24 protein-coding genes and 2 pseudogenes are annotated in these 26,228 nt (G+C 75.0%); 15 read left to right on the forward strand and 11 right to left on the reverse strand.

What is annotated here, in order from left to right; translation table 11 throughout:
• The 4 genes and pseudogenes from ACGFIR_RS27110 to ACGFIR_RS27125 all read right to left on the reverse strand — a co-directional run.
• Positions 1-1,074: pseudogene (locus tag ACGFIR_RS27110) on the reverse strand (VWA domain-containing protein); the annotation flags it as partial.
• A 180-nt stretch (positions 1,075-1,254) separates the two neighbouring features.
• A pseudogene (locus tag ACGFIR_RS27115) lies at positions 1,255-1,542 on the reverse strand (hypothetical protein); the annotation flags it as partial.
• A complete protein-coding gene (locus tag ACGFIR_RS27120; RefSeq protein ID WP_393006917.1) occupies positions 1,539-2,945 on the reverse strand; it encodes a hypothetical protein in 1,407 nt (468 codons plus the stop codon). The pseudogene ACGFIR_RS27115 and the gene ACGFIR_RS27120, both read right to left, overlap by 4 nt.
• Complete coding sequence (locus ACGFIR_RS27125) at positions 2,945-3,451, reverse strand: hypothetical protein (protein ID WP_393147962.1); 507 nt, start codon at positions 3,449-3,451, stop codon at positions 2,945-2,947. The genes ACGFIR_RS27120 and ACGFIR_RS27125 overlap by 1 nt, the downstream gene beginning before the upstream one ends.
• Before the next feature lie 460 nt (positions 3,452-3,911).
• On the opposite strand from ACGFIR_RS27125, the gene fxsA reads away from it, so the two are divergent.
• From fxsA to ACGFIR_RS27140, 3 genes are all read left to right on the forward strand, one after another.
• Positions 3,912-4,097: an FxSxx-COOH cyclophane-containing RiPP peptide gene (fxsA, locus tag ACGFIR_RS27130; protein ID WP_393006915.1), complete on the forward strand. Its 186-nt coding sequence runs from the start codon at positions 3,912-3,914 to the stop codon at positions 4,095-4,097.
• Between the two features lie 160 nt (positions 4,098-4,257).
• Positions 4,258-5,580 (forward strand): FxsB family cyclophane-forming radical SAM/SPASM peptide maturase, encoded by a 1,323-nt coding sequence (locus ACGFIR_RS27135; protein ID WP_393147964.1) that lies wholly within the window; start codon positions 4,258-4,260, stop codon positions 5,578-5,580.
• Between the two features lie 4 nt (positions 5,581-5,584).
• On the forward strand, positions 5,585-7,435 hold the full coding sequence (locus ACGFIR_RS27140) for an aKG-HExxH-type peptide beta-hydroxylase (RefSeq protein WP_393147966.1): 1,851 nt from the start codon (positions 5,585-5,587) through the stop codon (positions 7,433-7,435).
• On the opposite strand, the gene fxsT is transcribed toward ACGFIR_RS27140, so the two are convergent.
• Both fxsT and ACGFIR_RS27150 read right to left on the reverse strand, forming a co-directional pair.
• The gene (fxsT, locus tag ACGFIR_RS27145) at positions 7,411-11,322 is read right to left on the reverse strand and encodes an FxSxx-COOH system tetratricopeptide repeat protein (protein WP_393006909.1); all 3,912 of its coding nucleotides are present in this window, start codon (positions 11,320-11,322) and stop codon (positions 7,411-7,413) included. The two genes, ACGFIR_RS27140 and fxsT, sit on opposite strands and share 25 nt — an antisense overlap.
• Before the next feature lie 16 nt (positions 11,323-11,338).
• Positions 11,339-12,571, reverse strand: a complete 1,233-nt coding sequence (locus ACGFIR_RS27150; protein ID WP_393147968.1) for a TIR-like protein FxsC — start codon at positions 12,569-12,571, stop codon at positions 11,339-11,341.
• Between the two features lie 172 nt (positions 12,572-12,743).
• On the opposite strand from ACGFIR_RS27150, the gene ACGFIR_RS27155 reads away from it, so the two are divergent.
• From ACGFIR_RS27155 to ACGFIR_RS27170, 4 genes are all read left to right on the forward strand, one after another.
• Positions 12,744-13,124, forward strand: coding sequence for an ArsR/SmtB family transcription factor (locus ACGFIR_RS27155; protein WP_393147970.1), 381 nt, complete (start codon positions 12,744-12,746; stop codon positions 13,122-13,124).
• On the forward strand, positions 13,121-13,762 hold the full coding sequence (locus tag ACGFIR_RS27160; protein ID WP_393006903.1) for an SRPBCC family protein: 642 nt from the start codon (positions 13,121-13,123) through the stop codon (positions 13,760-13,762). Before ACGFIR_RS27155 ends, ACGFIR_RS27160 begins: the two co-directional genes overlap by 4 nt.
• A gap of 192 nt (positions 13,763-13,954) precedes the next feature.
• Positions 13,955-14,515 (forward strand): NADAR family protein, encoded by a 561-nt coding sequence (locus ACGFIR_RS27165; protein WP_393006902.1) that lies wholly within the window; start codon positions 13,955-13,957, stop codon positions 14,513-14,515.
• A 76-nt stretch (positions 14,516-14,591) separates the two neighbouring features.
• Complete coding sequence (locus tag ACGFIR_RS27170) at positions 14,592-15,104, forward strand: NUDIX domain-containing protein (protein ID WP_393006900.1); 513 nt, start codon at positions 14,592-14,594, stop codon at positions 15,102-15,104.
• Positions 15,105-15,192: 88 nt separating this feature from the next.
• On the opposite strand, the gene ACGFIR_RS27175 is transcribed toward ACGFIR_RS27170, so the two are convergent.
• On the reverse strand, positions 15,193-15,732 hold the full coding sequence (locus tag ACGFIR_RS27175; protein ID WP_393006898.1) for an RNA 2'-phosphotransferase: 540 nt from the start codon (positions 15,730-15,732) through the stop codon (positions 15,193-15,195).
• A 141-nt stretch (positions 15,733-15,873) separates the two neighbouring features.
• On the opposite strand from ACGFIR_RS27175, the gene smpB reads away from it, so the two are divergent.
• Both smpB and ACGFIR_RS27185 read left to right on the forward strand, forming a co-directional pair.
• On the forward strand, positions 15,874-16,368 hold the full coding sequence (gene smpB / locus ACGFIR_RS27180; protein WP_393006896.1) for an SsrA-binding protein SmpB: 495 nt from the start codon (positions 15,874-15,876) through the stop codon (positions 16,366-16,368).
• A 183-nt stretch (positions 16,369-16,551) separates the two neighbouring features.
• Entirely contained in the window at positions 16,552-16,944 is a 393-nt protein-coding gene (locus tag ACGFIR_RS27185; protein ID WP_393147972.1) for an SCO5389 family protein, read from the forward strand.
• 67 nt (positions 16,945-17,011) lie between these two features.
• Here ACGFIR_RS27185 and ACGFIR_RS27190 read toward each other — a convergent pair whose 3' ends face one another.
• On the reverse strand, positions 17,012-18,046 hold the full coding sequence (locus ACGFIR_RS27190) for a hypothetical protein (protein ID WP_393147974.1): 1,035 nt from the start codon (positions 18,044-18,046) through the stop codon (positions 17,012-17,014).
• Positions 18,043-19,164: a transporter substrate-binding domain-containing protein gene (locus tag ACGFIR_RS27195; RefSeq protein ID WP_393147976.1), complete on the reverse strand. Its 1,122-nt coding sequence runs from the start codon at positions 19,162-19,164 to the stop codon at positions 18,043-18,045. The genes ACGFIR_RS27190 and ACGFIR_RS27195 overlap by 4 nt, the downstream gene beginning before the upstream one ends.
• A 197-nt stretch (positions 19,165-19,361) precedes the next feature.
• Here ACGFIR_RS27195 and ACGFIR_RS27200 point away from each other — a divergent pair, with 197 nt between their 5' ends.
• The 4 genes from ACGFIR_RS27200 to ACGFIR_RS27215 are packed head-to-tail and all read left to right on the forward strand — an operon-like array spanning position 19,362 to position 22,442.
• A complete protein-coding gene (locus tag ACGFIR_RS27200; protein WP_393006888.1) occupies positions 19,362-19,787 on the forward strand; it encodes a molybdopterin-binding protein in 426 nt (141 codons plus the stop codon).
• Entirely contained in the window at positions 19,784-20,578 is a 795-nt protein-coding gene (gene modA / locus ACGFIR_RS27205) for a molybdate ABC transporter substrate-binding protein (RefSeq protein ID WP_393006886.1), read from the forward strand. Before ACGFIR_RS27200 ends, modA begins: the two co-directional genes overlap by 4 nt.
• A complete protein-coding gene (locus ACGFIR_RS27210; protein ID WP_393006884.1) occupies positions 20,575-21,381 on the forward strand; it encodes an ABC transporter permease in 807 nt (268 codons plus the stop codon). The genes modA and ACGFIR_RS27210 overlap by 4 nt, the downstream gene beginning before the upstream one ends.
• A complete protein-coding gene (locus tag ACGFIR_RS27215; protein ID WP_393006882.1) occupies positions 21,378-22,442 on the forward strand; it encodes an ABC transporter ATP-binding protein in 1,065 nt (354 codons plus the stop codon). The genes ACGFIR_RS27210 and ACGFIR_RS27215 overlap by 4 nt, the downstream gene beginning before the upstream one ends.
• 203 nt (positions 22,443-22,645) lie before the next feature.
• On the opposite strand, the gene ACGFIR_RS27220 is transcribed toward ACGFIR_RS27215, so the two are convergent.
• Positions 22,646-23,071 carry a type II toxin-antitoxin system Phd/YefM family antitoxin gene (locus tag ACGFIR_RS27220; RefSeq protein ID WP_393006880.1) on the reverse strand — a complete coding sequence of 142 codons (426 nt, stop codon included), beginning with the start codon at positions 23,069-23,071 and terminating at the stop codon, positions 22,646-22,648.
• A 217-nt stretch (positions 23,072-23,288) separates the two neighbouring features.
• Between ACGFIR_RS27220 and ACGFIR_RS27225 the strand changes: the two genes are divergently transcribed.
• Both ACGFIR_RS27225 and ACGFIR_RS27230 read left to right on the forward strand, forming a co-directional pair.
• Entirely contained in the window at positions 23,289-24,812 is a 1,524-nt protein-coding gene (locus tag ACGFIR_RS27225) for a chitinase (protein ID WP_393148030.1), read from the forward strand.
• Between the two features lie 264 nt (positions 24,813-25,076).
• Positions 25,077-25,664 (forward strand): TOPRIM nucleotidyl transferase/hydrolase domain-containing protein, encoded by a 588-nt coding sequence (locus ACGFIR_RS27230; RefSeq protein WP_393006878.1) that lies wholly within the window; start codon positions 25,077-25,079, stop codon positions 25,662-25,664.
• On the opposite strand, the gene ACGFIR_RS27235 is transcribed toward ACGFIR_RS27230, so the two are convergent.
• A complete protein-coding gene (locus ACGFIR_RS27235) occupies positions 25,635-26,210 on the reverse strand; it encodes a GNAT family N-acetyltransferase (RefSeq protein WP_393006876.1) in 576 nt (191 codons plus the stop codon). The two genes, ACGFIR_RS27230 and ACGFIR_RS27235, sit on opposite strands and share 30 nt — an antisense overlap.
• Positions 26,211-26,228 lie beyond the last annotated feature (18 nt).

Consider the following 26,228-nt stretch of genomic DNA (forward strand, 5'->3'; position numbering starts at 1 on the left):
CTAGGTGAGGAAGCTCTTGAGCTCGAAGACGAGTTTGCGGATGTGGCCGGAGATCACCGGCGTGCCCAGGTCCTTGAAGCGTTGCCGGAACCAGGGGTTGACGCTCTGCTGGCCCGAGCTGTTGACCGAGCCGACCGGGATGAACCGCACCCCGGAGCGGTGCACCGCCTCGATGCCGTCGAACAGCGGCTGGGAGCGGTCGAACTCGTAGAAGTCCGAGATCCACACCATGACCGTGTTCTTCGGCTCGACGATCTTCGGGCGGGCCAGCGCCATCGCCACCGGGCCGTCGTTGCCGCCGCCCAGCTTCGTACGCAGCAGCACCTCGAACGGGTCGTGCACCCAGGGCGTGAGGTCCAGGGCCCGCGTGTCGTACGCGATCAGGTGCACGTCCACCTTGGGCAGGCCGGCGAAGATCGACGCGAGGATGGTGCAGTTGACCATCGAGTCGACCATGGAGCCCGACTGGTCCACCACCACGATCAGCCGGGCCGGCGTGACCCGCCGGGCGGTCTGCCGGTAGTAGAGGCGGTCCACGTAGAGGCGCTCGTCCTCCGGACTCCAGTTGGTCAGGTTCTGCCAGATCGTGCGGTCGAGGTCGAGGTTGCGGTAGACCCGCTTCGGCGGCACGGACCGGTCGACGACGCCGACGCTGGTCTGCGCGACCTGCGTACGCAGCACCTCGGCGACCTCATCGACGAAGCGCCGGATGAGCGCCTTGGCGTTAGCCAGGGCCACCCCGGAGAGGTTCGCCTTGTCGCGCAGCAGCTGCTCGATCAGCGACATGCTCGGCGTCAGCCGACTGGCCAGCACCGGATCGGCCAGCACCTCCCGCAGGTGCATCCGGCGGACCAGGTCGCCCTCGATGCCGGCCAGCACCCCGCCCAGGCCGTCGCCGCCGCCCTGCCGGCGCAGCCCGCCGGGCTCCATCCCGAGCGCCTGCTCGAACCAGCCGGCGTCGGACTGCCACCGGGCCAGCTGGCCCGCGTCGACCGCGCCGTGGCCGGTGGCGAACACGTTGAGCAGCAGCTTCGACACCAGGGCGGCGCGGCGTACCTCGGCGGCGCCCGGCGCTTGCGGCGGCCCGTCGCCGCCGGTTCCGGCGGCGGATCCCGCAGGCTCGCCGCACCCGCCGGAGTCGGCGGACCCGACGGTGCCTGCGGACCCGACGGTGCCTGCGGACCCGACGGTGCCTGCGGACTCGGCGGGATCGGCGGGATCGGCGGCGGATTCGGCGAGGTCAGTCGGGCCGGCGGGATCGCTGGTGGAGTCGGGTGCCGCGGCGGCCGGGGCGTCGGGCTCGGGGTGGAGCAGGCCGCGCAGCTCGTCGGCGATGGCCGGGAAGCGCTGGACGACGGTGTCCACCGAGACCGCCGGATCCAGGAGGGCGGCCGGCAGGCCGAGGTCCTCCACGACCGCCATGCTGGCCGATTCCAGGGTGGGCTGCTCGTCGGGGTCGAAGAGCCGGGCCAGCAGCCGCCAGTAGAGCACCTGGCGCCGGTTGGCGTCGGCGAGGTCCGCGGGGGTCGGCAGATCGGTCATCGGCGCAGCAACCGTCCCGCGCGCTCGCGCAGCACCGCCACGGCGTCGCCCGCCTTGGCCTCCGCCTTGGCGATCTTCGGGTCGGTGATCCCGCCCGCCCAGTCTCCGGTGTGCACGTCGACCGGCCGGCGTTTGACGGTGGTGCGCACCGCCAGGGGTTGCAGCAGCCACCGATCGTCGTCCCACCGGATCAGCCCGATGCAGGCGGCGGATGCGGCCACCAGCTCGGGGGTGAGCGGGCCGCAGGAGGGCAGCCGGTCCACCGCGACGGCGATCGACTGGCCGCCGAGCTCGAAGGTCGTCGTGCCGTCGTCGTCGCGCACGGTGTAGCCCTCCACCAGCACCGGCTCGGCGATCCCGACGGGGTGCCGGTCCAGCGGCGCCGACGCCGCCGCAACCGCCGTGGGCAGCAGGACCCGGGCGGTGGCGAACGGGTCGGCCGGCTCGCCGGGGCGTACCCGGTCGTCGTGCCAGATCAGGTCCGCGCCGTGCAGCGGCAGACCGGTGACCGTCACGGCGCGTCGCTCGGCCAGCGCGGCCAGCAGCACGGGATGGGCGTCCAGCAGGCGCCACAGCGCCGGCCCGACGATCGTCTCCACCTTGACCGCGCCGACCGCGCAGCGGACCAGCCGGGGCGGCCCGCCGTCGGCCGGCTCCAGGATCGCGTGCAGCTGCGCCTGCACGGCGGTGTCGTGCTCGTGCACGTCGACGCCCAGCACCAGCAGCCGCCCGGAGACCTCCTCGGCAGCGGTCGGCGAGGACGCGGTCGCCGCGTCCTGGGCCAGCAGCACACCCCGGGCCCACAGGTCGGCCCAGCGCCGCAGCGGCGGCTGCGCCATCGTGGCCACCGGCACGCAGGCGCGCAGCTCGGCGGCGAGCCCGTCGAGCAGCACCGCGAGCCGGCGCAGCCGGGGCTCGGCGAGGGCCGCCTCGACCGGTGCCCCCGCCCCGGCCACGAGTTCGTGGTCGAGGCCGCCCCAGCCGGTCACCGCCACCTCGTGCAGCCAGGCGCGAGCGCCGGCGCGGGCCGCGACCGCGTCGCCCTCGGGCCCGGCCGCGCCGGCGGCCCAGGGGGCGCGGGAGCGGCCCAGTGCGGAGTCCAGCTGCCCGAGCAGCGCGTCGTGCGCGGCGCCGAACAGCGCGCACCGGGCGCCGGCGAGAGCGAGCAGGTGTTCCTCGGCCACCGAACCGGCGGTCACCTTGGTCACCGCCTCGGCGAGCCGGTCGCCGAGCGGGGTGGCGGCGAACGCACCGGCCAGGGCGGCCAGCGCGGCGGCGTCGTCGGCGCCCACCCGGGCGAGGCCGCGCAGCAGCGCGTCGTCGAGCCCGGCGACCAGGTCGAGGGCGTCGGTCAGACCGGTCGGGGTGCCGTCGCGCAGGGCGGCGAGCTGCGTGCCGAGCATCAGCGGCCCGCCCCGACGGCCGGGAACCAGTGCAGCTCAGGCAGGGCGACCGTGCTGCCGGGCAGTTCGAGGTAGGACAGGTGCCGCAGGAAGCGGCTGAACACGACGGCGGCCGGGGTCGGCTCGTGCCGCCCGTCCAGGGCGGAGAGCAGTTCCCGGGCGGTGTCCACCTCCGCGCCGACGTCGACCCGCAGGTAGCGGGCGACACGCTCGGCGCCGTACTGGAGCAGCGCCTCCTCGGCGAGGGCGTGCAGGTGTTTGCACGGCATGCCGCGCAGCCCTCCGCAGGGACGGTTGTTGTTGGTGCTGCAGTGGTAGGCGTGGGTGCCGGAGGCGATCGACGACACGTAGACCCGGTCGACGTCCGACCCGCTGGAGACCACCCCCTGCAACCGTCCGTCGGCCAACTCGACGAAGGGCACCTTGGCCAGCTTGCGGGGCCGCGCGGGCGGCACCACCCGTACCGTGCTGCGCCGTCGCCACGCGGTCCGTTCCGCGTCAGCCACTGTCCGACCTCCCGTCCGCCGCTTCCGGCGCCGCCCACGACCATCCGGACGCCGGAGGGGCCGCCGGCGTCGCTGTGACGACAAGGATCATGGACCACGGGTACGACACGGCGCTGAGTCGGGTTTGCGGACGGCGGTCGCCCGGGGGGTCGCCCCGCCCCTATGCTTCGGACACCGACGCGGACGGGAGGCGGGATGTCACCGGTCATCGCGCTCGCGGTGCGGGGCAGCGGCGGCCCCGCCGGAGCCCAGCACCCGCCGGCACGCGACGCCGGGCGGGCCGTACGCGCCGCCGGGGATCCGGGCCGCGAGCCGGGCGGCCGGTGCCGTCCCGGTGCCGTCGTCCCCCGCGCGGGTCTGCGGCGCAGGAGCGTCGCGGCCGGCTCCCGATGGTGTAGAAAAGGCGGGGTGAGCGCAGCGATGACGCGCGGCAGGGTCCACGGTCGCCGGACGGTCCACCGTGGCTGAGACCGAGCTGCCGCCCGTGGAGGCGGGACCCGCCCTGGTACGGCTGGGGGACGTGCCGCTGGCCGACCTGCTTGCCGGCGCCGGTGACAGCGTGCTGGCCCACGTGCTCGGCACCCTCGTGGTCGGCGACGAGCCGGGCCGACAGCTCGACGTGTCCGCGTTCGAGTCGAGCTTCTGACGTGTCCGCCGACGCCCCGACGTCGGCCGCGCCGCCCCGCCCTGAGCACACCCGCCCGCCGACGGGCCACGCCACTGCCGATCCCGTCGCCCCGGCGCAACCGGCCGGGCGAGAGACGGAAAGGGGCGGCCCGCGCGCCGGAGGCGGCCCGCCGCCCCGGGTGCGGCAGCTCGTGCTCAAGGTGCACAGCCGGTGCAACCTGGCGTGCGACCACTGTTACGTCTACCGGCACGCGGACCAGCGGTGGCGCGAACGACCCCGGGTGATCGCCCCGGGCACCGTGGACCAGGTCGCGCGACGCCTCGGCGCGCACCTGGCGCGGCACCGGCTCGACCGGGTACGCGTCGTGCTGCACGGCGGCGAGCCGCTGCTGGCCGGCCCGGCGGTGCTCGACCGGACCGTACGCACCCTGCGCGCGGCGCTGCCCCCGGGCGCGGTGCTCGACATCGGCATGCAGACCAACGGCGTGCTGCTGGACGAGGAGTTCCTGGCGCTGTGCCACCGGCACGACATCGACGTCGGGGTGAGCCTCGACGGTGACCGGGTCGCCAACGACCGGCACCGCCGCTACCCCGACGGGCGGGGCAGCTTCGCCGACGTGGCCGCCGCGCTGCGGCTGCTCGCCCGCCCGGAGCACCGGTCGCGCTGGGCGGGGCTGCTCTGCACGGTCGACCTGGCCAACGATCCGGTACGCGTCTACGAGGCGCTGCTCGCGTTCGCCCCGCCCCGGCTGGACCTGCTGCTGCCGCACGGTAACTGGAGCGCTCCCCCACCCGGGCGCGGGCCGGACACCGCCGAGACCCCGTACGGCGACTGGCTGGTCGCCGTCTTCGACCGCTGGTACCACAGCACGCCGCGGCGGACGGGCATCCGGTTGTTCGAGTCGCTGATCGCGTTGGTGCTCGGCGGTCGCAGCGGCACCCGGGCGCTGGGCTTCGCCGAGCCGGACCTCATGACCATCGAGACCGACGGCACCATCGAGGGCACCGACACCCTGAAGACGACCGACGACGCGTCGATGCGTACGGGGCTGGACGTCTTCCGGCACTCCTTCGACGAGGCGCTGCGTCACCCGTCGCTGGCCGGCCGGCCCACCGGTCCGGCGGCCCTGGCCGCCGAGTGCCGGGCCTGTCCGGTGCTCAGCGCCTGCGGCGGCGGCCTCTACGCGCACCGCTTCCGTGCCGGCGCGGGATTCGCGCACCCGTCCGTCTACTGCCCCGACCTCTACCGGCTGATCCGGCACGTGCAGCGGGTGGTGGCCGCCGACGTCGACGCCCTCCGCCGCCGCGCCCTGGCCGGCCACCCCGACCCGGCCGAGCGGACCGCCCCGCCCGCCCCGCCAGGGCCGGCCAAGACGGCCAAGACGGCCAAGACGGCCGAGACAGCCGAGACAGCCGAGACGGCCGGGCAGTTCCTGACAGTCGAGTCGGCCGGGTCCATGCCGATGGCGGCGGGCCGTGGGGTCGGCACCCGGGGGCGGTGAGACAGTGGTGCTCTCCCCCGCCCAGCTGGCCGGGCTCGCCGCCGGGCACGGCGACGACGCGACGCTGGAGGTGCTGCGCGCCGGGCAGCTGGGACGCCGGCGACTGCTCACCGTCGCCGCCGCGCGTGCCGGCGGGGACGGGCCGGCGGTGCGGGAGTGCCTCGCCCTGCTGACCCGCGCCGAGCGGGCGGACCCGGCGGCGGTCGCCCACGTCCTGGCCCATCCACCGGTCACCGGCTGGGCCACGACGGCGCTGGGTGGCCACCCCGACCCGGCCTACCTGGCCGGGCTGGCGGCCGCCGCGGCCGTGCGGGCGGGCCTGCCCTTCACGCTCGCCGTGCCCTGCCCCGAGGGCACGCTGCTGCTGCCCACGGTGGGCGGCGCGGTCGGGCTCGGCGCCGGCCTCGCGGTCGTCCGCGGCGTCGGCGGCCGGTACGACGGCCGGCCGGCGACCGGCGGCGACGCACCGCCGGGGCTGTCGGTGCGCGGGCCGGCCGACACCGTGCGCGTTGCGGCGAGCGGGCCGGGCGGCGGCACTCTGGCGAACGGGCCGGGCGGCGGCACTTTGGCCAGCGGGCCGGACGGCGGCACCCCGGCGGGCGGGTGGCTGCCGACGCGCCGGGTCACCCCGGTCCGTGGCGCGCCCCCGACCGAGGTGCTCGTCGACGACCAGGACCCGTACCGGTACCGGTACCACCGGCCGCCGACGGGCCGGCTCGACGACGCGGCGGCGGACCGGCTCGACCGGCTGACCGGGCAGGCGTGGCACTGGCTGACCGACCGGCTGCCGGCGCACGCCCGGGGGCTGGCCGCGCTGCTGCGTTCGCTGGTGCCGCTCACGCCCGCGCCGTCCGGGCACCCGGTCAGCGCCACCAGCCGGACGGCGCTGGGCGCGATCGCGGTCTCCGTGCCGGACGACCCGGAGACGCTCGCGCTGCTGCTCGTGCACGAGTTGCAGCACACCAAGCTGGGCGCGCTGCTGGACCTGCTGCCGCTGCACGTCCCGGACGGGCCGGCCCGCTACCGGGCCCCCTGGCGATCGGACCCCCGCCCCGTCGGCGCGCTGCTCCAGGGCGCGTACGCCCACCTCGGGGTCGCCGAGGTGTGGCGCTGCCGGCGGCACGAGGGCGTCCGCGGCGCGTTCGAGTACGCGTACTGGCGGGAGCAGACCGCGCGGGCCGTGGCGCAGCTGGCCGGCAGCGCCGAGCTGACCGACGACGGGCGGGCCTTCGTAGCGGGCATGGCCGGCACCCTGCGCGGCTGGGGGTCCGACGGCGACCGGCGGGTCGAGGCGGCGGCGCGCGACGTCGCGGACGGCGGGGCGGTGCGCTGGGCGCTGGCCAACCTGCTCCCGGCCGACGGCGACGTGGCGGAGGTGGCGCACGCGTGGCGGCAGGGCCGGCGGAGGCCCCCGCCGCTCGTCCCGCCCGCCGTCGTGCCCGGCCCGGCCCGGCCCGCGTCGATCGGCGGCACCGGGCCGGAGGCGGCGGTGCGGCACCGGCTGCTGGGCAGGGCCGGCGGGACCGGTACCGGCGTCGTCCCCGGCTCGCGGCAGTCGCCGGACGCCGACGAGGCCGACCGGGCGTACGCCGAGGGGGACGTGCCGGGTGCCCTGGCCGGGTACCGTCGTCGGCTCGCCGGGGATCCCGGGGACACCGACGCGCTGGTCGGGGTCGCGTTGGCCGCCGGGCGGCTGGGGCGTACCGCCGCCGCGCGGGTGTTGACCACCCGCCCCGACCTGGTCCGGGCGCTGTGCCACCGGCTGCCCGGGGCCGACCCGGTGGCGGTGGCCACCTGGCTCGCCGGCGGTGGCCCCGACCGGTCGACCGGTCAGAGCAGCGCGGGCTCGATGTAGCCGTTGAACCGCTCCCGCTGGCGGGCCTGGACCACCCGCGGGTTGTCGCCGCCGAACAGCTGCACCAGCTGGCCGAACGCGTCGTCGTAGAGGGCCCGGCCGGCGTCGGCCTCGCTCTCGGTGGCCAGCCGGCTGACCGCCAGGTTGACCGACGCCGACACGGTGTCCGGGTGCTCGGCGCCGAGCGCCCGGGTCAGTTCGACGTACGCGGTGGTGTCCAGGAGCAGGGCGGCGTCGCGCTCGCCGAGGGCGAACAGGTCGTTGGCGAGGTTGAGCGTGGCGAGCAGGGTGTGCGGGTGCCGCTCGCCGAGGCTGGCCAGGAGCTGGTCGCGGACCCGCTGGGCGAGATCGCGGGACTGCGCGTGCTCGCCGGCCTTGCGCAGGAACACGCCGAGGTTGTTGAGGCAGGCCAGGGTGAACGCGTGGTCGGCGCCGAGCACCTCGGCGTAGCTGTCGCGCAACTGCCTCGCCATCCGCAGCGCGGTGGGGTTGTCGCCGACCGCCGACCAGGTGGTGGCCAGCGCCATCTCGCAGGAGAGGGTGTCGGCGTGGTCGCCGCCGAGGGTGCGCTGGTAGCGCACCACCGTCCGTTCCAGCACGCGGTGCGCGTCGGCGAAGCGGCCGAGCTGGCGCAGGGTCAGCGCCAGCTCCTTGGCGGTACGCAGGGTCTCCGGGTGGTCGGGGCCGACGACCTTCTGCTGGGTCGCGGAGGTGCGTTGCAGGACGCTGTGCGAGCGCCACAGCTCCCCGGTGTCGCGCAGCCCCCGGCCGTAGTTGCTGGCCGAGGCGAGGGTGGACGGGTCCTCCTCGCCGAAGCGTTCCCGGCGCCGCTCGTAGATGTGCTGGTCGAGCTGGGCCGCCTCGCGGAAGTGCCCGGCCAGCCGCAGCGAGACGGCGAGGTTGTTCTCGGCGGTGAGGGTACGGCCGCTGTCCTCGCCGAAGCTGCGGATGCTCAGCTCCAGGGTGCGCCGGTCGCGGTGCTCGGCGTCGTGGTAGCGGCCCTGGGCGCGCAGGTCGGCCCCGATGCTGCGGGCGGTCATCAGGGTGTAGAGGTGCTGCTCGCCGAAGATCCGGCGCTGCCGGTCGTAGACGTCCTGGTCGATCTCGAAGGCCTGGTCGAAGAGGCTCTGCGCCCGCAGGACGTTGGCCAGGTGGAACCGCATCCGCAGCTTGGTCGGGTCGTCGTCGTCGGTGTCGCGCCAGTGCTCCAGCGCGTCCTCCGCCAGCGAGCGCCCGCTCTCGTAGTCCCCGCGCCGGTAGAGGTAGCGCACCGTGTCGGCGACGAGCTGGCGGGCCTCCTCGGCGGTGGACTCGTGCAGGGCCGAGGGCCGTACGTGCGGCCACAGTTCGGCGTAGCGCGGCCAGTTGGCCGGCTTGTCCGGGTCGCGGGGGCTGGCGGCGGCGAGCAGCAGCTGGGCCTGGCGGCGGGTCTCGGCCGGGTCGTCGAGCTGGTCCTTGATGACCAGTTGCACCAGCCGGTGGATGCGGATGGTGTTGTTCTCCGCGTCCACCTGGGCGAGGCCGTAGCGGCCCAGCTCGGCGGTGACCAGCCCCTGCAGGATCGGGTCGGTGAGGGTGGGGTCGAACGGGGCCATGAAGACGGCGAACCGCTCGCCGGTGAGCATCGCGACCGGGATCGGCTCGGGGGCGAAGTACGAGCACAGCTCCAGCAGGCGCGCGGCGGCGGGTTTCTCCTGCCGCAGCTGGCGCAGGGTCACCAGCCAGGTCGCGGCGAGCGCCTTGGAGTAGCCGGCCGACTGCCGGCCGTCGAGGATGCGCAGCAGGCCGGGGGTGTCCAGCGACGCGAGGTACTGCTCCACCGGCAGCGCCGTGGCCCGCAGGTAGGCGGCGCCCTGCTCGACCGCCAACGGCAGGTCGCCGAGCTTCTCCGCGACCTGGGTCGCCTCGTCCTCGGTGAGCCCCCGGACGCGTTCGCGCAGCAGTTGGAGGCTCTCCGTGCGGTCGAAGACCGTCAGCTCGGTGGCGGTGGCGTACTCGCTCCAGGTCTGGTCGCGGGTGGTGAGCACGACGTGCCCCGGGCCCTGCGGGATCAGCGCCCGGGTGGCGCGGGACGGCTCGTCGGCGTTGTCCATGACGATCAGCCAGCGTCGGCCGGGGCCGCCCCGGCGCAGCGCGTCGAGCACCCGCCGGACCGCCTCGGCGCCGCCGCCGGCGCCGAGCCCCAGCGCGTCGGCGAGGTCGGCGAGCCCGCCCCGGATCCGCTCCTCGTTGTCGGCGGGGATCCACCAGACCACGTCGTAGTCGCGGGCGAAGCGGAGCGCGTACTCGGCGGCGAGCTGGGTCTTGCCGACGCCGCCCAGACCGTGGACCACCTGTAGTCCGGAGGCGGGCGAGGCGGTGAGCCGGTCGCGCAGCGCCTCCAGCTGCGCGGCCCGCCCGACGAAGGTGGTGCCGTGCGGGCGCACGTTCCACACTGCGGGGAACGATCCGGGATATCTGCCGACGGCCCGGCCGCTCACCGTGTGCGCGGGTGCGCCGACCTCCTCGAGCAGCAGGGCCCGGGCGGTGCCGGCGTCGGCGTCGGTGAGGTCGACCGGCGTACGGTCGGTGTAGGGCAGGGCGAGCCGGGACTCGTCGACCCGCAGCGGCACCAGGACGCCGGCACCGGCGATCTGGTCCCGGCTGGCGGCGACCTTCCATGCCTCGGCGGCCAGTGGGGTGGCCGCGAAGTGTCGGGTCAGCACCACCAGCACCCGGCTGGCGGCGGCGAGCGCGCGGTCGAACTCGGCCCGGCCACCCGCCCGGACGGGTACGTCGACCGCGCGCCGGTCCACCCGCAGGCCCGCTTCCTCCAGCTGGTCGCTGATCCATTCCGCCCAGAGCCGGTCCATCGAGGCGTAGCCGACCAGCACGGTCTGCTCGGCGGTGAGCCGGGAACGTTCGAACGCGGTCAGCGACCGGCGGCGTTCCTCCTCCGGCATCGGCTCCAGCCGGGTGACCCGGCCGCCGGTCACCACCGAGGCGAGCTGCTCGTACGCCGCGAGCAGGGTGCCGGTCTGCTCGGGGCGGTCGCCGAACGCGGCGAGGATCTCCTCGTAGGCGTAGAAGGTGCGGTACGGCACCTCGATGGTGTTCCAGTAGCGTGTCCGCGCGGCGTCGGAGAGGTGGTCGAGGAAGGACGCGAACTCCGCCCGCACCAGGTCCCGGCCGGTCTCCAGCTTGCGCAGCTCGGCGTCCTCGACCCGGGTCGGCACCGGCACCAGCAGCGGTGGGTCGTCGGGGCGCTGGGCGCGGATCGAACGGGCCACGGCCGCCGCGCCCCGGATGCTCTGCGTCGACATGGTGAAGCAGTTGACGACGGTGTCGGGCAGCTGCACGGTGCAGATCCCGGCGACGTCGCTCAGGCCCGTCCGGCTGTCGATGAGCACGATGTCGTACTCGGCGCGCATCTGGGCGCGGACCGCGTCGAAGAAGGCCGCCCCGCCCTGGCGTTCGTAGAAGTTCGACCAGTCGAAGGTGCTCACCAGCCGCGAGTACGCCGAGTCCTGCTGGCCGGCCGCCACGAAGTCGATCACGCCGCCGTGCGGGAACTCCCAGTTCAGCGAGACGGCCCGGCGCTGGATCTTGGCGTGCCCGGCGAGCAGCTCCTCCTGGTCGTCGGCGGGGTTGCGCTGCATGGTGGCCATCGAGTAATCCCAGATCATCTCGATGACGCCGGGGGTGGCCCGCAGCTCGGAGTCGCGCAGGAACGGGTGGAAGTAGCGGTGCAGGCCGGGCGATTCCAGGTCCCAGTCCACCACGAGGACCTGGAGGCCCTGGCTGGCCAGGATCCAGGCGACGTTGGCCAGCGCCATCGTGCGTCCCGTGCCGCCCTTGTACGAGTAGAACGTGACGATCTGCCCACGTGCCGCGTCGTTCACCGCCATCGGCTGCCCGCCTCCATCATGGACCTTCGAGGATCGGGCGGTGCACCGGGCCGTCCGACGGCGGCTCCTGGTAGACCGTGCCCGTACGGTAGATGCGGCTCTGCGCCACGACCAGCGCGTCCTCAAGCTCGGCGTGGAAGCGGCCGGCGGTGGCGATCTCCGGTCGCCACATGGCGGGATCGTTGCGCACGACGTGGTGCGACAGGACGCGGGCCAGGGTCTCCCACATCCGTTGGTTGCCGTCGGCCGCCGCGTCGTCGACGGCCGTCCAGGGCACCAGCACGGGGGTGGTGGTGTCGGGGTCGCGGTCGTAGCCGACGAGGGTCAGCTCGTAACGCGGCAGGCCGGCCGACCAGACGTCCACCACGAGCACGACGATCTGGTTGTGCGCCCGGGCCCACTCCCGCACCTCGGCGAGGTCGGCGGCGTCCTCCACCGTCCAGCCGTAGCTCTTGGTGGTGGCGATGGCCCCGGCGTAGCTGCCGATCGGCGCCTCCAGCTCGGGGCGGTACGGCCGCCAGTCCCGGGCCAGCGCGCCGTAGCGCTCGTCGGCTCCCGGGTGGGTGTCGGCCAGCTCCGCAGAGCTGCCGGCGGCCAGGACGAACCAGACGTGCCGGGCGCTGGTCGCACGGGGCACCCGGGCGGGGGACGACCCGGCCGCCGGCCGCCGGCGCGGTGTCTCGAAGGCGCTGGTGACGTTGGCGAGCACCGGACGCCGGGTGAGGCGGGTGAGGCGGTGGTCGCGGTCGGTCTGCACGATGTGCTTGGCCAGCGCGTCGACGAAGTCCTGGTATTCGTCGTGGTGCCGGCGGCGCTGCTTGAGGGTGAGCAGCCCGTCCTGGGCGTACACCGCGCCGGCCGGGAAGTTCTTGTGCTGGAAGCCGGTCAGCGCCTCGGGCATGCGGTCGCAGGGAACCCAGCGGATCGGCAGCACCGCGGGGGGACGGCGGCGGAACTCCCGCTCGTGGGCGTCCATCCGGTCGGCGAAGACCCGGAACTCGCGTCCACAGTAGTCGCTCACGACGTAGCGGGGGGAGGTCAGCGCCACCAGGCAGGAGCTGGTGGCGAGCGCGTCGGCGAGCTCGTGCGACCAGGTCGCGCCGAGCGGCATCTGCCCGTCGACGAACCCCACCTCGTCCCACCCCACGCCGGCCAGCCGGGCCACCGCGTCGCTGAGGTCGACGAAGAACTCCTGCACCTGGCCGTTGCGGTTGTCCTCATGGGCGTAGCTCAGGAAGAAGAGTGGCACGCCCGCCTCCGCTCACGGGTCCCACGATGGTACGGAAATTATAGGTCCGTCGATGCCAGGGTAGCCCTGTGCGATCTTCGCGCGGACCCCGCGAAGAGTCGTATCCCCGACGGTTCCGCGCGACACCCCATCACTGATTGCTTAAATAAGTCTGGCCTGATACAAAGAGGCCGTGCACGCCTTCGACGTCCTCGGCGACCCGGTGCGGCGCCGCATCCTCGAACTGCTCACCGACGGCGAGATGACCGCCGGCGGGCTGTGCGACGTGATCCGGCGGGAGTTCGGGATCTCGCAGCCGGCCGTCTCCCAGCACCTCAAGGTGCTGCGGGACAACGGCTTCGCCACCGTGCGGGCGGAGGGGACGCGGCGCCTCTACGCCGTCGACACCCGGCCACTGCGGGAGGTCGACCGCTGGCTCGAGAACTTCCGGCGGTTCTGGACGCCGCCCCTGCACGCTCTCGCCACCGAGCTGGCCCGAGGCAGGCGCGAACGGCGGCTGCGCGAACAGCCGCCCCCGACCGACGACACGACCGAACACGGGAGAGACCGATGATCGACGCGACCGAGCAGATCAACGCCGTACGCCGCCAGCTCGGCCGGCGGGTGCTGGAGGCCGGCGAGGCCCGGGTGATGACCATCAGCCAGACGTACGACGCGCCGCTCGAGGACGTCTGGGACGCCTGCACCAACGCCGAACGCATCCCCCGCTGGTTCATGCCCATCTCCGGCGACCTGCGGCTGCACGGCCGTTACCAGTTGGAGGGCAACGCCGGCGGCACGGTGGAGCGCTGCGACCCGCCGAAGAGCTTCGCCGCCACCTGGGAGTTCGGCGGCGAGGTGAGCTGGATCGAGGTGCGGCTGACGCCGGTCGAGGACGGCCGGACCCGGTTCGAGCTGGAGCACGTCGCCCACGTCGACCAGGAGCGCTGGGACCAGTTCGGTCCGGGCGCGCTCGGGGTCGGCTGGGACCTGGGACTGCTCGGGCTGGCCTCGCACCTCGCCGCCGACGGCAGCGGGGTCACGCCGGAGGAGAGCGAGGCCTGGATGGTCTCCGAGCAGGGCCGGCGGTTCGTGACGGAGAGCAGCGAGCGGTGGGGCGAGGCGAGCGTCGCCGACGGCACCGACGCCGGGCAGGCGCAGGCCGCCGCGGGTCGCACCACGGCCTTCTACACGGGTACGCCGGCGGCCTGACCACGCCGGCACGCCGGCGGCCTGACCACGCCGGCACGGCGGCGCCCGCGAGCCGGGCCCGACGCTGCGCCACGCGTCGGCCCGGTGCCGGTCGGGGAGCCGCGCGGGTTCCGCCGTGGGCCGGCAGGCGGCGCCGGCCCCGCCCCGGAAATCGCGCGCGTTCCGTCGGACCCCTCGGGCAGACTCGCCCGCATGTCGCCCCGCACCGTCGCCGAACTCGTCGCCGCCGTCAACGCCGGCGAGGAGGTCCGCTACCTGCACTTCTGGGGTCACCGACCCCAGCGCGACGGCAGCGTCGGGCCCGGCTGCCTGAGCCAGTGGTGGCCCGCCCCGTTCAGCGACGGCGAGCGGACGTACGCCACCGCCGAGCACTGGATGATGTGGCACAAGGCGATGCTGTTCGGCGACACGACGGTCGCCGCACGGATTCTGGCGGCCGGGCATCCTGACCGCGCGAAGTCGCTCGGCCGCCAGGTGCGCGGCTTCGACCAGGCGACGTGGGAGACCCGGCGCCTCGACATCGTGGTGGCGGGCAGCGTCGCCAAGTTCGGTCAGCACGACGACCTGCGGGCGTTCCTGCTCGGCACCGGTGACCGGGTGCTCGTGGAGGCGAGCCCGCTCGACCGCGTCTGGGGCATCGGCCTGGCCGCCGACGACCCGCGCGCGGAGGATCCGGCGCGCTGGCAGGGGGACAACCTGCTCGGGTTCGCCCTCATGACGGCCCGCGACACCCTGCGCGCGGGCCACCCGTGAGCGCCGGTCCCGCCACCCGGGCGGCAGGGGCGGCAGGTCGCGGCGGCCCCGGGCGGGCGGGGTAACGTGCTGCGGCATGACCGCCGTGGCGTACTCCCACTGCTCCTTCTGCGGCGCCGCCTACCCGGCGGCGGCCGGTTGGCCGCGGGTCTGCGCGGCCTGCGGTGAGACGGTCTGGCGCAACCCGCTGCCCGTCGCGGTGGCGGTGCTGCCGGTCCGCACGGCCCGGGGGCTCGGCGTGGTCGTCGTACGCCGCGACATCGAGCCGGCGCGCGGGCGGCTCGCGCTGCCGGGCGGCTTCATCGAGTACGGCGAGGAGTGGCAGGAGGCGCTGGTGCGGGAGCTGCGGGAGGAGACGGGCCTGCACGCCGACGCCGCCGACGCCCGCCTCCTGTCGGTCTACGGCGCCCCGGCCGGCGGCACGATGATGGTCTTCGGCGAGCTGCCCGAACGGCACGCCGACGCGCTGCCCGCGTCGGCGCCGACCGAGGAGGCCACCGAGTGGCTGGTGCTCACCGAGCCGACGGAGCTGGCCTTCTCCACCCACACCCGGGTGCTCACCGAGTTCCTCGCCCGACGCGCGGGCTGAGCCGCACGCCGAGCGCGCAAGCCGGAGTGAGCCGCACGCCGAGCGCGCAAGCCGGGTTGCGCCGGACGCCGAGGCGGGAGCCGGACGCTCAGCCCGCCAGGTAGCGGGCGGGTACCGCGTCGGTGAGCCAGACCCCGTTGGCGCTGCGATAGAAGGTGTGCCCGTCGCGGGCCATCGCCGCCGCGTCCACGGTCAGCACCACCAGCTCGCCCGCCCGCCGGGCGCCCACCCGCCGGGCGGTCGCCTCGTCCGGCGACAGGTGCACGTGGTGCCGGCCGGCCCGGTGCAGGCCGGTCGCCCGGATCGAGTCGAGCACGAGGCGGCTGGTGCCGTGGTAGAGCCGTGCCGGCGGCGGGCTGGGCGCCAGCCCCAGCTCGACCGGGATCGAGTGCCCCTGGCTGGCACGGATCCGTTCGCCGCCGTCGGCCCCGCGTTCCACGGCGAAGCGCTGCTTGTCGTTGCCGGCCACCACGGCGTCCAGGTCGGTGCGGTCGATCCGCATCGCGGCGAGCAGGTCGTCGACCGGCACCCAGCCCGCCCGGTCGGGTGCGAGGCCGAAGCGGGCCGGCTCGTGCCGCAACGCCAGGGAGATCCGCTTGCTCAGCCGCACCAGCGCCCGGTGATCCATCCGGGGAGTCTCCCCCGCCGGACCCGGCCGGCGCCATCGGATTCGGCCGGGCGTCGGCCCGCGATGCCGCCGCCCGCGTACGCCTTGCGTGAGGCGGCTCTCCACACGGGTCGCCGACCGGCGGGCGATATCCTCGACCGGGTGAACACGGCCCGGCAGACGGAGCGCAGGCTGATCGCCTCGAACAAGAAGGCGCGGCACGACTACACGATCCTCAAGACCTACGAGGCGGGGATCGTGCTGGCCGGCACCGAGGTCAAGTCGCTGCGCGAGGGCCGGGCGTCGTTGGTCGACGCCTTCGCCCAGGAGCGCGACGGCGAGCTGATGCTCTACGGGCTGCACATCGCCGAGTATGGCTTCGGCAGCTGGACGAACCACGCGCCCCGACGCACCCGCAAGCTGCTGCTGCGTCGGGTGGAGATCGCCCGGATCCTGGAGCGGACCCGCGAGGGCGGCCTGGCCCTGGTGCCCCTGTCGATGTACTTCTCGGGCGGCTGGGCGAAGGTCGAGCTGGCCCTGGCCAAGGGCCGCAAGTCGTACGACAAGCGGCAGGCGCTGGCCGAGCGGGACGCCGAACGGGAGATCGCCCGGGAGCTGGGCCGCCACCTCAAGGGCCGCACCGCGCGGCGGGGCTGACCCCGGCCCTTCCCGACGTTCCCACACACCGACCCGGACCGGCGGGCCGGTCGCGCCCAACCGCCGTCACGGTGGGTCGGCGCGGCACGCCGGACGGTCATTGACGCGACAGCGCCCTCGTGGTGTGCTCACTCGGTCCGGTAATGAAAACCGTAGTCATTACCACTGAGCTTGAGGAGAACCATGTCTCTCACCGTCCCGCCCGCCCTGCTCGACGCCGCCGAGCGCGGTCCCGTCGACGACGCCGAGTTCGTCGCCTGCGTCCGCGACTCGCTGCCGTACGCCTGGCAGACCGTCAGCCGCGTGGCCGCCGAACTGGCGTCGACCGGCGCGGAGCACGCCGACAACGTGATCCCGCCGCCCAGCGAGGCCGAACGCGGCCAGTTGCTGCGCGCGCTCGCCAGCGACGCCATCCGGGCCGGCCTGGAACGGCACTTCCAGGTCAAGCTCGCCTTCCAGAACTGCCACCGGGTCGCCGCGTTCCGCCCGGCGGCCGTCGACTCCGACGCGTACCGGCGCTTCGTCTCCGCCCGTGGTCAGCTGCTCAACCAGTCCCCCGAGCTGCGCAACTGCTGACCCGCGGGACGCGGCCGGCGGGCGGGGCGGGGTGTCGACGGCCCGCGCCGCCCGCCGGGCGCTCGCGTCAGCGGGCGCCCGGCGACGCCGGCGCAGAGGCACCGGCGGGCCCGGACGACGGCGGCACGGGCGCGTCGGCGGGCCCCGCGACCGGCGCCCGGCCCAGGCAGCGCGGGTCCGCCCGCCCCACCGGCTGCCGGGGGATCATCCAGTCCAGCGCCGTCTCCTCGACATGCCAGCCGTACACGTGCACCCGGCTGACCGGAATCCGTCCCCGGTCGGGGCAGAGCAGCTGCCCGCGTACCTGGTCGTTGGGGAGGAAACGCACCTCGCCCTGCCCGTCGAGCACGATCGTCATCCGGTCGGTCACGGTGACCGCCTCGCCGCGGACCACCTCCCGGACCGGGCCCGCCTCCGGGCCGACCTCGACGGCCACGGCGGGCAGCAGCGGCACCCGCAGGAAGACCGCGCCCATCACCAGCGGTACCGCCGCGGACACCGCGTAGGCGAGGACGCGGGTCAGCGCCGGGGCGACCGGACGCGGCAGCGGCCCGGTGAGCACCAGGGCTCCCAGCGGCGGCACGACCAGCAGCAGGGCGGTGGCCAGCTCGCCCTCGCCGAGGGCGTTCGGCACGGCGGGCGCCAGCCAGGCGTAGCTGGCGGCCGCCGCCAGGACCGGCAGCACCAGGGCGGTGAGCAGGAGCAGGCGGGGGCGCTCCGGATGGCGCAGCCGGGTCCGCAGCGCCAACAGCGACAGGGCGAGCATCACCAGCAGCGGCAGGAACCGCAGCTGCCAGGTGAGCGCCGCCAGCGCGATCGCCGCCACCAGCACCCAGCCGGGGGTACGCACGGTGCCGTAGGCGAGCAGCGAGCGTTCCGGGTCGAACCGGTCAGGGGAGCTGACCTGGAGCAGCCGGCCGAGGACGGTCAGCACCAGCACGACGAGCGGGAACGCCCACACCAGGGCGATCAGCAGGGCGCTGAGCAGCCCCAGCGGGCTGACGTACTGCACGAGCAGCAGCATCGTCGGCATGTCCTGGCGACTGAGCCGCCAGAGCCGCAGCACCAACAGCAGCACCGGGAACGCCGGCAGCAGCGTCAACAGCCACTGCTGCGCCTGTTGCGCCTGCTTGGTGCCCGGGCGACGGTCGGCGCGCCCGAACGGGGCCGGTTCGGAGAAGGCAGGGCCCACCTCTGCCACGGCCACTGCCGCACCTCCACCTTCTCCTCGGGCTCCGGCTGCCGGCCGACCGCCACCTGCTGGGGGTTGCTGTACTGCTGCTCCGAGGCCAGGTAGCGGTCGAAGGCCGCCTTCCAGCGGTCGCCGTCCGGGCCCTTCGCGGACTGCTGGAGGGAGAGGTTGACCAGGTCCCGCATCTCCGGTATCGGGCCGGTGTTCACGCCCCACTTCTCCGCCGACTCCGCCCCGATGTCCCAGTGCCGCAGCTCCTTCGGCCGCAGCAGCTTCGTCGCCGGCGGCAGCTCGCCGGGCGGGCGCGTGCCCACGAAGCCGGCCAGGATCGCCGCGTCGGTGGTGACCGCGTCCACCTCCTTGTCGTAGAGCGCCTGGATGCACTCGCTGATCCGGTTGCGGCCGATCGGGCTCGCGCCCGCCTCGCGCAGGCGCTGCTCTGAGGTGGACGTACCCAGCGTGCAGACCTTCGCCCGCTCGAGGTCGCGCAGGCTGGCGACCTTGCGGGGGTCGGACGCGAGCGTCAGCACCGACTGCTCGGTCTCCAGGTAGGGAAAGGAGAAGACCACGCCCTGGTCGCGGCGCTGGTCGGTGATGCTGTACGAGGCGACCACCAGGTCGACGGTGACGAAGCTGCCGTCCGCGTCGCGCGCCTGCCGGCGCGCCCGGTCCTCGCTCTCGATCGACAGCAGCGTCACCTCAGGAGCGTCGAAGCCGAGGTCCTCGGCGATCATGTACGCGATCTCGATGTCGAAACCCTCGAACGCGCCGTTCTCCAACTTCTGCGCCACGCCCGGCTGGTCGTCCTTGACGCCGATGACCAGCCTGTCCCGGTTGGTCAGCCCCGCCCGCTCGCGCAGCTCGTCCCAGGTGGGCGGGCCGGTCGCCACGATCACGCGTACGGTGGCCGCCACGACCACCACCAGCAGGAGCAGCAGGGCCGCCAGGCGCACCTGCCGGGACCTGGACGCGCGGGCGGCAGCCACCGGCGGCGGCGAGGTGCTGCTGGACTCGTCGCCCTGACCCAACTCGGCCCTCCTCGACGCCGTCCCCCGTACGAGCCCTTCATTGTGGTCCAATCCGCCGCGCGGCGACAGCACCCGGTGACGATCGCGTCACGGCTCGTGTGTGGCCGCGTACACGAGGCTCGACAGTCTTGAGTGGTCGCAGAATCGGGGCTGACACGGCTTTCTGCCTTGCGTCTGCCGGCCGCTAGGGTGAACCGGTGACGACGTTCCGCATCGGGGAGGCCGCCGAGCTGCTCGGCGTCAGCGCCGACACCGTACGCCGGTGGGTGGACGCCGGGCGGCTCGCCGCCGGCCGCGACACACACGGCCACCGGACGATCGACGGGGTCGACCTCGCCGCGTTCGCGCGCGGTCAGGCCGCCGAGCCGGACGACCGGTCGGACGCCTCCTCGGCCCGCAACCGGCTGCGCGGCATCGTGGTCAACGTCGTCAAGGACACCGTGATGGCGCAGGTGGACATCCAGGCCGGCCCGTTCCGGATCGTGTCGCTGATGAGCCGGGAGGCGGTCGACGAGTTGGACCTCCGGGTCGGTTCGCTGGCCGTCGCGGTGATCAAGTCGACCACGGTGGTGGTGGAACGGGCCGCGCCGTCGGGCAACGCCCGGGGGAGGCAGGGATCGTGAGTCCGCAGCGACCGCGTCGGTGGCCGGCGCTGGTGGTGGCGCTGACGCTGGCCCTTTCCGGCGTGGCCGGCTGCGACGGCGGGAGCGCCGCCGGTGGCGGCGGGTCGGCGGATGGCGGCGGCACCCTGACCGTCTTCGCCGCGGCCTCGCTGACGGAGTCGTTCACCCGGCTCGGCCGCGACTTCGAGGCGGCCCACCCGGGCACCACCGTCGTCTTCAACTTCGCCGGCAGCGCGACGTTGGCCGCCCAGATCAACCAGGGCGCGCCGGCCGACGTGTTCGCCTCGGCGGCGACGCGGAACATGGCCACGGTCACCGGGGCGGGCAACGCCGACGGCGACCCGGCGCTCTTCGCCCGCAACCAGCTCGTCGTCGCCGTGCCGAAGGGCAACCCGGGGGGCGTCGCCGGGCTGGCCGACCTGACCCGGCCGGGCGTGAAGGTCGCCCTCTGCGCGGAGCAGGTGCCCTGCGGCGCGGCGGCCCGCACCGCGCTCGCCGCCGCCTCGCTCGCCCTCACTCCGGTCACCCTGGAGCAGGACGTCCGGGGCGCGCTGTCCAAGGTGCGCCTCGGCGAGGTCGACGCGGCCCTCGTCTACCGTACGGACGCGCTGGCCGCCACGGCCGAGGTGACGGCCGTCGAGTTCCCCGAGTCCGCCCACGCCGTCAACGACTACCCCATCGTCGTGCTGCGCGACGCGCCGAATCCCGACGGCGCGCGGGCCTTCGTCGCGTACGTCCGATCGGAGCGGGGACGCGCGGTGCTCACCGAGGCGGGGTTCCAGGTCCCGTGACGCGTACCCGGTCCGGGCGGCGGGGCGCCGGGGTGCCCGTCGCGCTGCTGCTGCCGGCCGCGCTGGGCCTGGCCTTCCTCGTCCTGCCGCTGGTCGGGCTGCTGGCCCGTACGCCGTGGGCCGACCTGCCGCAGCGGCTCGCCGCGCCGGGCGTGCTCACCGCGCTGCGGCTGTCCCTGGTGACCGCCACCCTGGCCACGCTGCTCTGCCTGCTGCTCGGGGTGCCGCTGGCCTGGCTGCTGGCCCGCGTCGAGTTCCCCGGTCGGCGCCTGGTACGCGCCCTCGTCACCGTGCCGCTGGTCCTGCCGCCCGTCGTCGGCGGGGTGGCGCTGCTGCTGGTGTTCGGGCGGCGGGGCCTGCTCGGCGGCTGGCTCGACGCGACCTTCGGCATCAGCCTGCCGTTCACCACCGCCGGCGTGGTGCTGGCGGAGGCGTTCGTGGCGATGCCGTTCCTCGTGATCGCCGTGGAGGGGGCGCTGCGCGGCTCCGACGGCCGGTACGAGGAGGCGGCGGCCACCCTCGGCGCGGGTCGCTGGACGACGTTCACCCACGTCACCCTGCCCCTGGTGGCGCCCGGTCTGGCGGCCGGCGCGGTGCTGTGCTGGGCGCGGGCGCTCGGCGAGTTCGGCGCCACCATCACCTTCGCCGGCAACTATCCGGGGCGTACGCAGACCATGCCGCTGGCGGTCTACCTGGCGTTGGAGACGGACGTGCAGGCGGCAGTCGTGCTCAGCCTCGTCCTGCTCGTCGTCTCGGTGGCCATCCTCGCCGGGCTGCGCGACCGCTGGATCACCAGCCCGTGAACGCGCCGCTGCTCGACGCGCACCTCGTGGTGGACCGGGACGGCTTCCGCCTCGACGTGCCGCTGCGGGTCGCCGCCGGCGAGGTGGTCGCGCTGCTCGGCCCCAACGGGGCGGGCAAGACCACGGCGCTGCGCGCGCTCGCCGGCCTGCTCCCGCTGAGCGCCGGGCACCTCACCCTCGACGGCGTCGACCTGGACCGGCCGGAGGGCCGGGCATGGACGCCGACCGAGCGCCGGCCGATCGGCGTGGTCTTCCAGGACTACCTGCTCTTCCCTCACCTCAGCGCGCTGGAGAACGTGGCGTTCGGCCCTCGGCGGCGGGGCGCGGACCGGCGTGGCGCCCGTCGGCGGGCCCACGACTGGCTGGACCGGGTGGGCCTGGCCGAGCACGCCCACCGCCGGCCCCGACAACTCTCGGGTGGGCAGGCGCAGCGGGTCGCGCTGGCCCGCGCGCTCGCCGTCGAGCCGGCGCTGCTGCTGCTGGACGAGCCGCTCGCCGCGCTCGACGCGCGCACCCGGCTGGACACCCGGGCCGAGCTGCACCGGCACCTCGCCGCGCATCCGGGGGCCACCCTGCTGGTCACCCACGATCCGCTGGACGCGCTGGTGCTGGCCGACCGGCTCGTGGTCGTCGAGGAGGGCCGGGTGGTGCAGGAGGGCGACGCCGCGACCGTCACGGCGCGGCCACGCACCGACTACGTGGCGCGGCTCGTGGGGCTGAACCTGCACCGGGGACACGCCGACGGGCACCGGATACGGGTCGCCGACGGGCTGACCCTCACCGTCGCCGACCGGCTCGACGGGGAGGCCTTCGTCGCCTTCCGGCCGTCGGCGGTGGCCCTGCATCCCGCCCGCCCCGAGGGCAGCCCGCGCAACACCTGGGCGGCGACGGTGGCCGGCGTGCAGCGACACGGCGACAACCTGCGGGTGCGGCTCGACGGGCCGATCGGGGTGGCGGCGGACGTCACCCCGGCCGCCGCCGCCCAGCTACGCCTGGCCCCCGGCCAGCCGGTCTGGGCCGCAGTCAAGGCGGCGGAGACGCACGCCTACCCCGCCGGCTGACGCCGCCGCTGCCTTGCGGCCGGCACCGACGCACGGCTGGGGTGGGAACGCGGGACGCCAAACGGTGCCGGTGCCCGCCGAGGAGATCGGCGCGCGGGGCGCGGAAGGCGGGCAGCTCGTGCACGGCCGGACGGCACGCTGTACGACGCCGACGCCGGACGAGACACGTGGACGGCAGCGGCGCTGGACCGCAGCGGGCCCGGTCAGGCGGCGGGGTCGGCAGCCAGCAGGTCGGCGTGCGCGGCACGGAGCCGGGCGAGGCCCGGGTCGCTGCCCGGCGTGACGCGCCGGTCGAGCTCCGCCCACACCTCGGCGAGGGCGGCGGTGACCGCGCGCAGCTCGGCGGAGTGGCGGCGGCTGCTCAGCCGGTGCGCCTCGTCGAGGCGGCGGGCCCAACCGGCGGTGACGGTGGCGAGGCGGTCGGCGTCGGCGCGGGCCTGGGCGGCGCTGCGGGCGGCCGCCGCGGGGACGATCGCGGCGACGGGTCGGGGGTCGCCGTCGCGGGTGACGATGGTGACGGTGTCGGTCAACTCGGCCAGCGCGACGAGTTGGGTGAGCCGGGTGCGCGCCTCGCGCAGCGGCACCGAGCGCGGCTGGTCGGTGTGCGGGGTGAGAGCGGGGACAGCCATGGATGGATGGTCGCCCCCGGGTACGACATTTCCGCACGCCGGCGGTCCAGGATGGACGCAGGGGGCCGAAAACTCGCGCGGGGCACGGGGCGAAACGGATCGGGAAGTCCGGTCGGCACACCTGGACAACTACAGTTAACAATCCTAATAATTGTGCATCCGTCGATCCGACGGCCCTCGTACCCGGGAGGTCCGGATGCGTCGCCCTGCCCGAAACCTGCTGCTGGCCGCCGTCGCGGCCCTCGCCACCGTCACGGCCACCACGCTGACCCTGGCCGCGCCGGCCCGCGCCGCCGGCCCGACCGCCACCTTCGTCAAGACCGCCGACTGGGGCACCGGATGGGAGGGGCGCTACACCGTCACCAACGGCGGCCCGGGCACCATCACCGGCTGGCAGGTCGCCTTCACCCTGCCCGCGGGCACCACGCTCGGCTCCTACTGGGACGCCACGGTGAGCAGCGCCGGCCAGCGGCACACGTTCACCAACCGCTCGTGGAACGGCACCGTGGCCCCCGGCGCCTCGGTGTCGTTCGGCTTCCTGGCCACCGGCTCCGGATCCCCCACCGACTGCACGGTCAACGGCGCCCCGTGTTCCGGCGGGACCCCCACCAGCCCGCCGACCACGCCCCCGCCCACCACCGCCCCGCCCACCACCGCGCCGCCCACGACACCACCGCCGACCACCCCGCCGCCGACCACTCCCCCGCCCGGCGGGCTGCCCCGGCACGCGTTGATCGGCTACCTGCACGCCAGCTTCGCCAACGGCTCGGGCTACCTGCGGATGGCCGACGTGCCCGCCGACTGGGACATCGTCAACCTCGCCTTCGGCGAGCCCACCACGGTCACCTCGGGCGACATCCGGTTCCAGCTCTGCCCGCCGAGCGAGTGCCCGGGCGTCGAGACCGAGGCCGAGTTCGTCGCGGCGATCCGCGCCAAGCAGGCGCAGGGCAAAAAGGTGCTGCTCTCCATCGGCGGGCAGAACGGCCAGGTCCAGCTCACCACGACCGCCGCCCGGGACACCTTCGTCCGGTCGGTGGCGACCATCATCGACCGGTACGGCCTCGACGGGCTCGACATCGACTTCGAGGGACATTCGCTCTACCTCGACACCGGCGACACCGACTTCCGCAACCCGACCACGCCGGTGATCGTCAACCTGATCTCCGCGATCCGCACCCTCAAGCAGCGGTACGGGGCGGGCTTCGTGCTCACCATGGCGCCCGAGACGTTCTTCGTCCAGCTCGGCTACCAGTTCTACGGCTCGGGGCCGTGGGGCGGGCAGGACCCGCGCGCCGGGTCGTACCTGCCGGTGATCCACGCGCTGCGCGACGACATCACCGTACTGCACGTGCAGGACTACAACTCGGGGCCAATCATGGGGCTCGACAACCAGTACCACAGCATGGGCAGCGCGGACTTCCACGTCGCGATGACCGACATGCTGCTCGCCGGCTTCCCCGTCGCCGGCAACGCCGACCGCGTCTTCCCGCCGCTGCGTGAGGACCAGGTGGCCTTCGGCGCGCCCTCCTCCCCCAGCGCCGGCAACGGCTACCTCGCCCCGGCCGGGGTGCAGGCCGCGGTGACCTGCCTGGTGAAGGGACAGGGCTGCGGCTCGTACGCCCCGCGCAGCGGCACCAACCCCGCCTTCCGCGGCCTGATGACCTGGTCGATCAACTGGGACCGGTTCTACGCCTGGGAGTTCCGCCTCAGCCACGGCCCGTTCCTGCGGTCGCTGCCCTGACGCAGGCGCCGGCGCCCGGGTCACCCGGCCCGGGCGGCGGCACCACCGCCGGCCCCCGGTGGGTCCGTGCCGCCCGCAATCCGGTTGCGTCGGGGCCCGGCCCGGTCCACGCTCCCCTGACGGGCAGGCCGCGCTGCCCCGGCGGGCGACGGGCCGCGCTGCCCGCCCGACGCACGTCGTCCCGGTGGCACATCCCGCACTTCGGGGCCGGACCGCCGGGCCGACCCCGGGCGGGCGCTGCGGCATCGGGGACGGGGAGGCGGAGTGCGGAGCATCGGTGACCTGGCGCACGGGACCGAGGCGCGGACGGTCGTGCTCGTCGAGGGGCCGAGCGACCGGGCCGCCCTGGAGACCCTCGCCGCGCGCCGCGGCCGGGACCTCGACGCCGAGGGCGTACGGGTGGTGGCCATGGGCGGCGCGACGAACATCGGCCACTTCCTCGACCAGCTCGGCCCTGCGGGACGCGGCCTGCGGTTGGCCGGCCTCTACGACGAGGCCGAGGAGGGCTACTTCCGGCGCGGGCTGGAACGCTGCGGCTTCGGCGTCGACCTGTCCCGGGTCGACCTGGCGGCCCTCGGGTTCCACGTCTGCGTGGCCGACCTGGAGGACGAACTGATCCGTGCGGTCGGCGTCGCCGAGGTCCAGGACGTGCTCGCCGCCGAGGGCGAGCAGCGCTCGTTCGACCTGTTCCAGCGACAGCCGGCGCAGCGGGGCCGGCCCGTCGAGGCGCAGTTGCGCCGGTTCCTCGGCACCCGGTCCGGCCGCAAGAGCGTGTACGCGCGGCTGCTCGTGGCGGCGCTGGAGCCGGACCGGGTGCCCCGCTCACTCGACGCGGTGCTCGCCGGCGTCTGAGCGCACGCCGCGCCACTCGGGCGCCAGCACCGACCACACCTCGATGTCGATCCGCCCGGCCGGACCCGGGTAGACCTCGCGCAGCGTCCCGTCGAGGCGCATGCCCAGCCGCCGGGCGGTGGCGATGCTACGGACGTTGTCCGCCTTGGTGCGCCACTCGATCCGGTGGATGCCGCGCTCGCGTACCGCCCAGTCGACGATCCGGCCGACCGCCCGGGTGACCAGCCCGTGGCCCTCCCCCGCGGGCTCCAGCCAGCAGCCCGCCTCGCAGACGCCCGACGCGGTGTCGAACGAGACGAACATGACCCCGCCGACCAGCTCGCCCCGCCGCCAGATGCCCCAGATGCCGCCGGCGTCGCGCGCCCACCGGTCCGCGTAGCCCTGGAGCACGGCCCGGGCGGCGTCGAGGTCGCCGACGACGAACGAGGGTGACACCCAGGGCACGATGTGCGCGCGGGCCCGGTCGAGGTGGGCGAGGAACTCCTCGGCCCGCCAGGGTTCCAAGGGACGCAGTTCCGCATCCTCGGTCAGGGACAGGGCGAACACGTGACCTCCCGGCGCAAA

Source organism: Micromonospora sp. NPDC049051 (genome assembly GCF_043197575.1).
Classification (GTDB): domain Bacteria; phylum Actinomycetota; class Actinomycetes; order Mycobacteriales; family Micromonosporaceae; genus Micromonospora.

What these genes read in the sequence shown, in the direction of transcription:
- ACGFIR_RS27120 (WP_393006917.1), bottom strand. Translation starts at nt 2,945, where the DNA reads ATGCTCGGCACGCAGCTCGCCGCCCTGCGCGACGGCACCCCGACCGGT.
- fxsT (WP_393006909.1), bottom strand. Translation starts at nt 11,322, where the DNA reads ATGGCGGTGAACGACGCGGCACGTGGGCAGATCGTCACGTTCTACTCG.
- ACGFIR_RS27160 (WP_393006903.1), top strand. Translation starts at nt 13,121, where the DNA reads ATGATCGACGCGACCGAGCAGATCAACGCCGTACGCCGCCAGCTCGGC.
- ACGFIR_RS27165 (WP_393006902.1), top strand. Translation starts at nt 13,955, where the DNA reads ATGTCGCCCCGCACCGTCGCCGAACTCGTCGCCGCCGTCAACGCCGGC.
- ACGFIR_RS27170 (WP_393006900.1), top strand. Translation starts at nt 14,592, where the DNA reads ATGACCGCCGTGGCGTACTCCCACTGCTCCTTCTGCGGCGCCGCCTAC.
- ACGFIR_RS27175 (WP_393006898.1), bottom strand. Translation starts at nt 15,732, where the DNA reads ATGGATCACCGGGCGCTGGTGCGGCTGAGCAAGCGGATCTCCCTGGCG.
- ACGFIR_RS27185 (WP_393147972.1), top strand. Translation starts at nt 16,552, where the DNA reads ATGTCTCTCACCGTCCCGCCCGCCCTGCTCGACGCCGCCGAGCGCGGT.
- ACGFIR_RS27220 (WP_393006880.1), bottom strand. Translation starts at nt 23,071, where the DNA reads ATGGCTGTCCCCGCTCTCACCCCGCACACCGACCAGCCGCGCTCGGTG.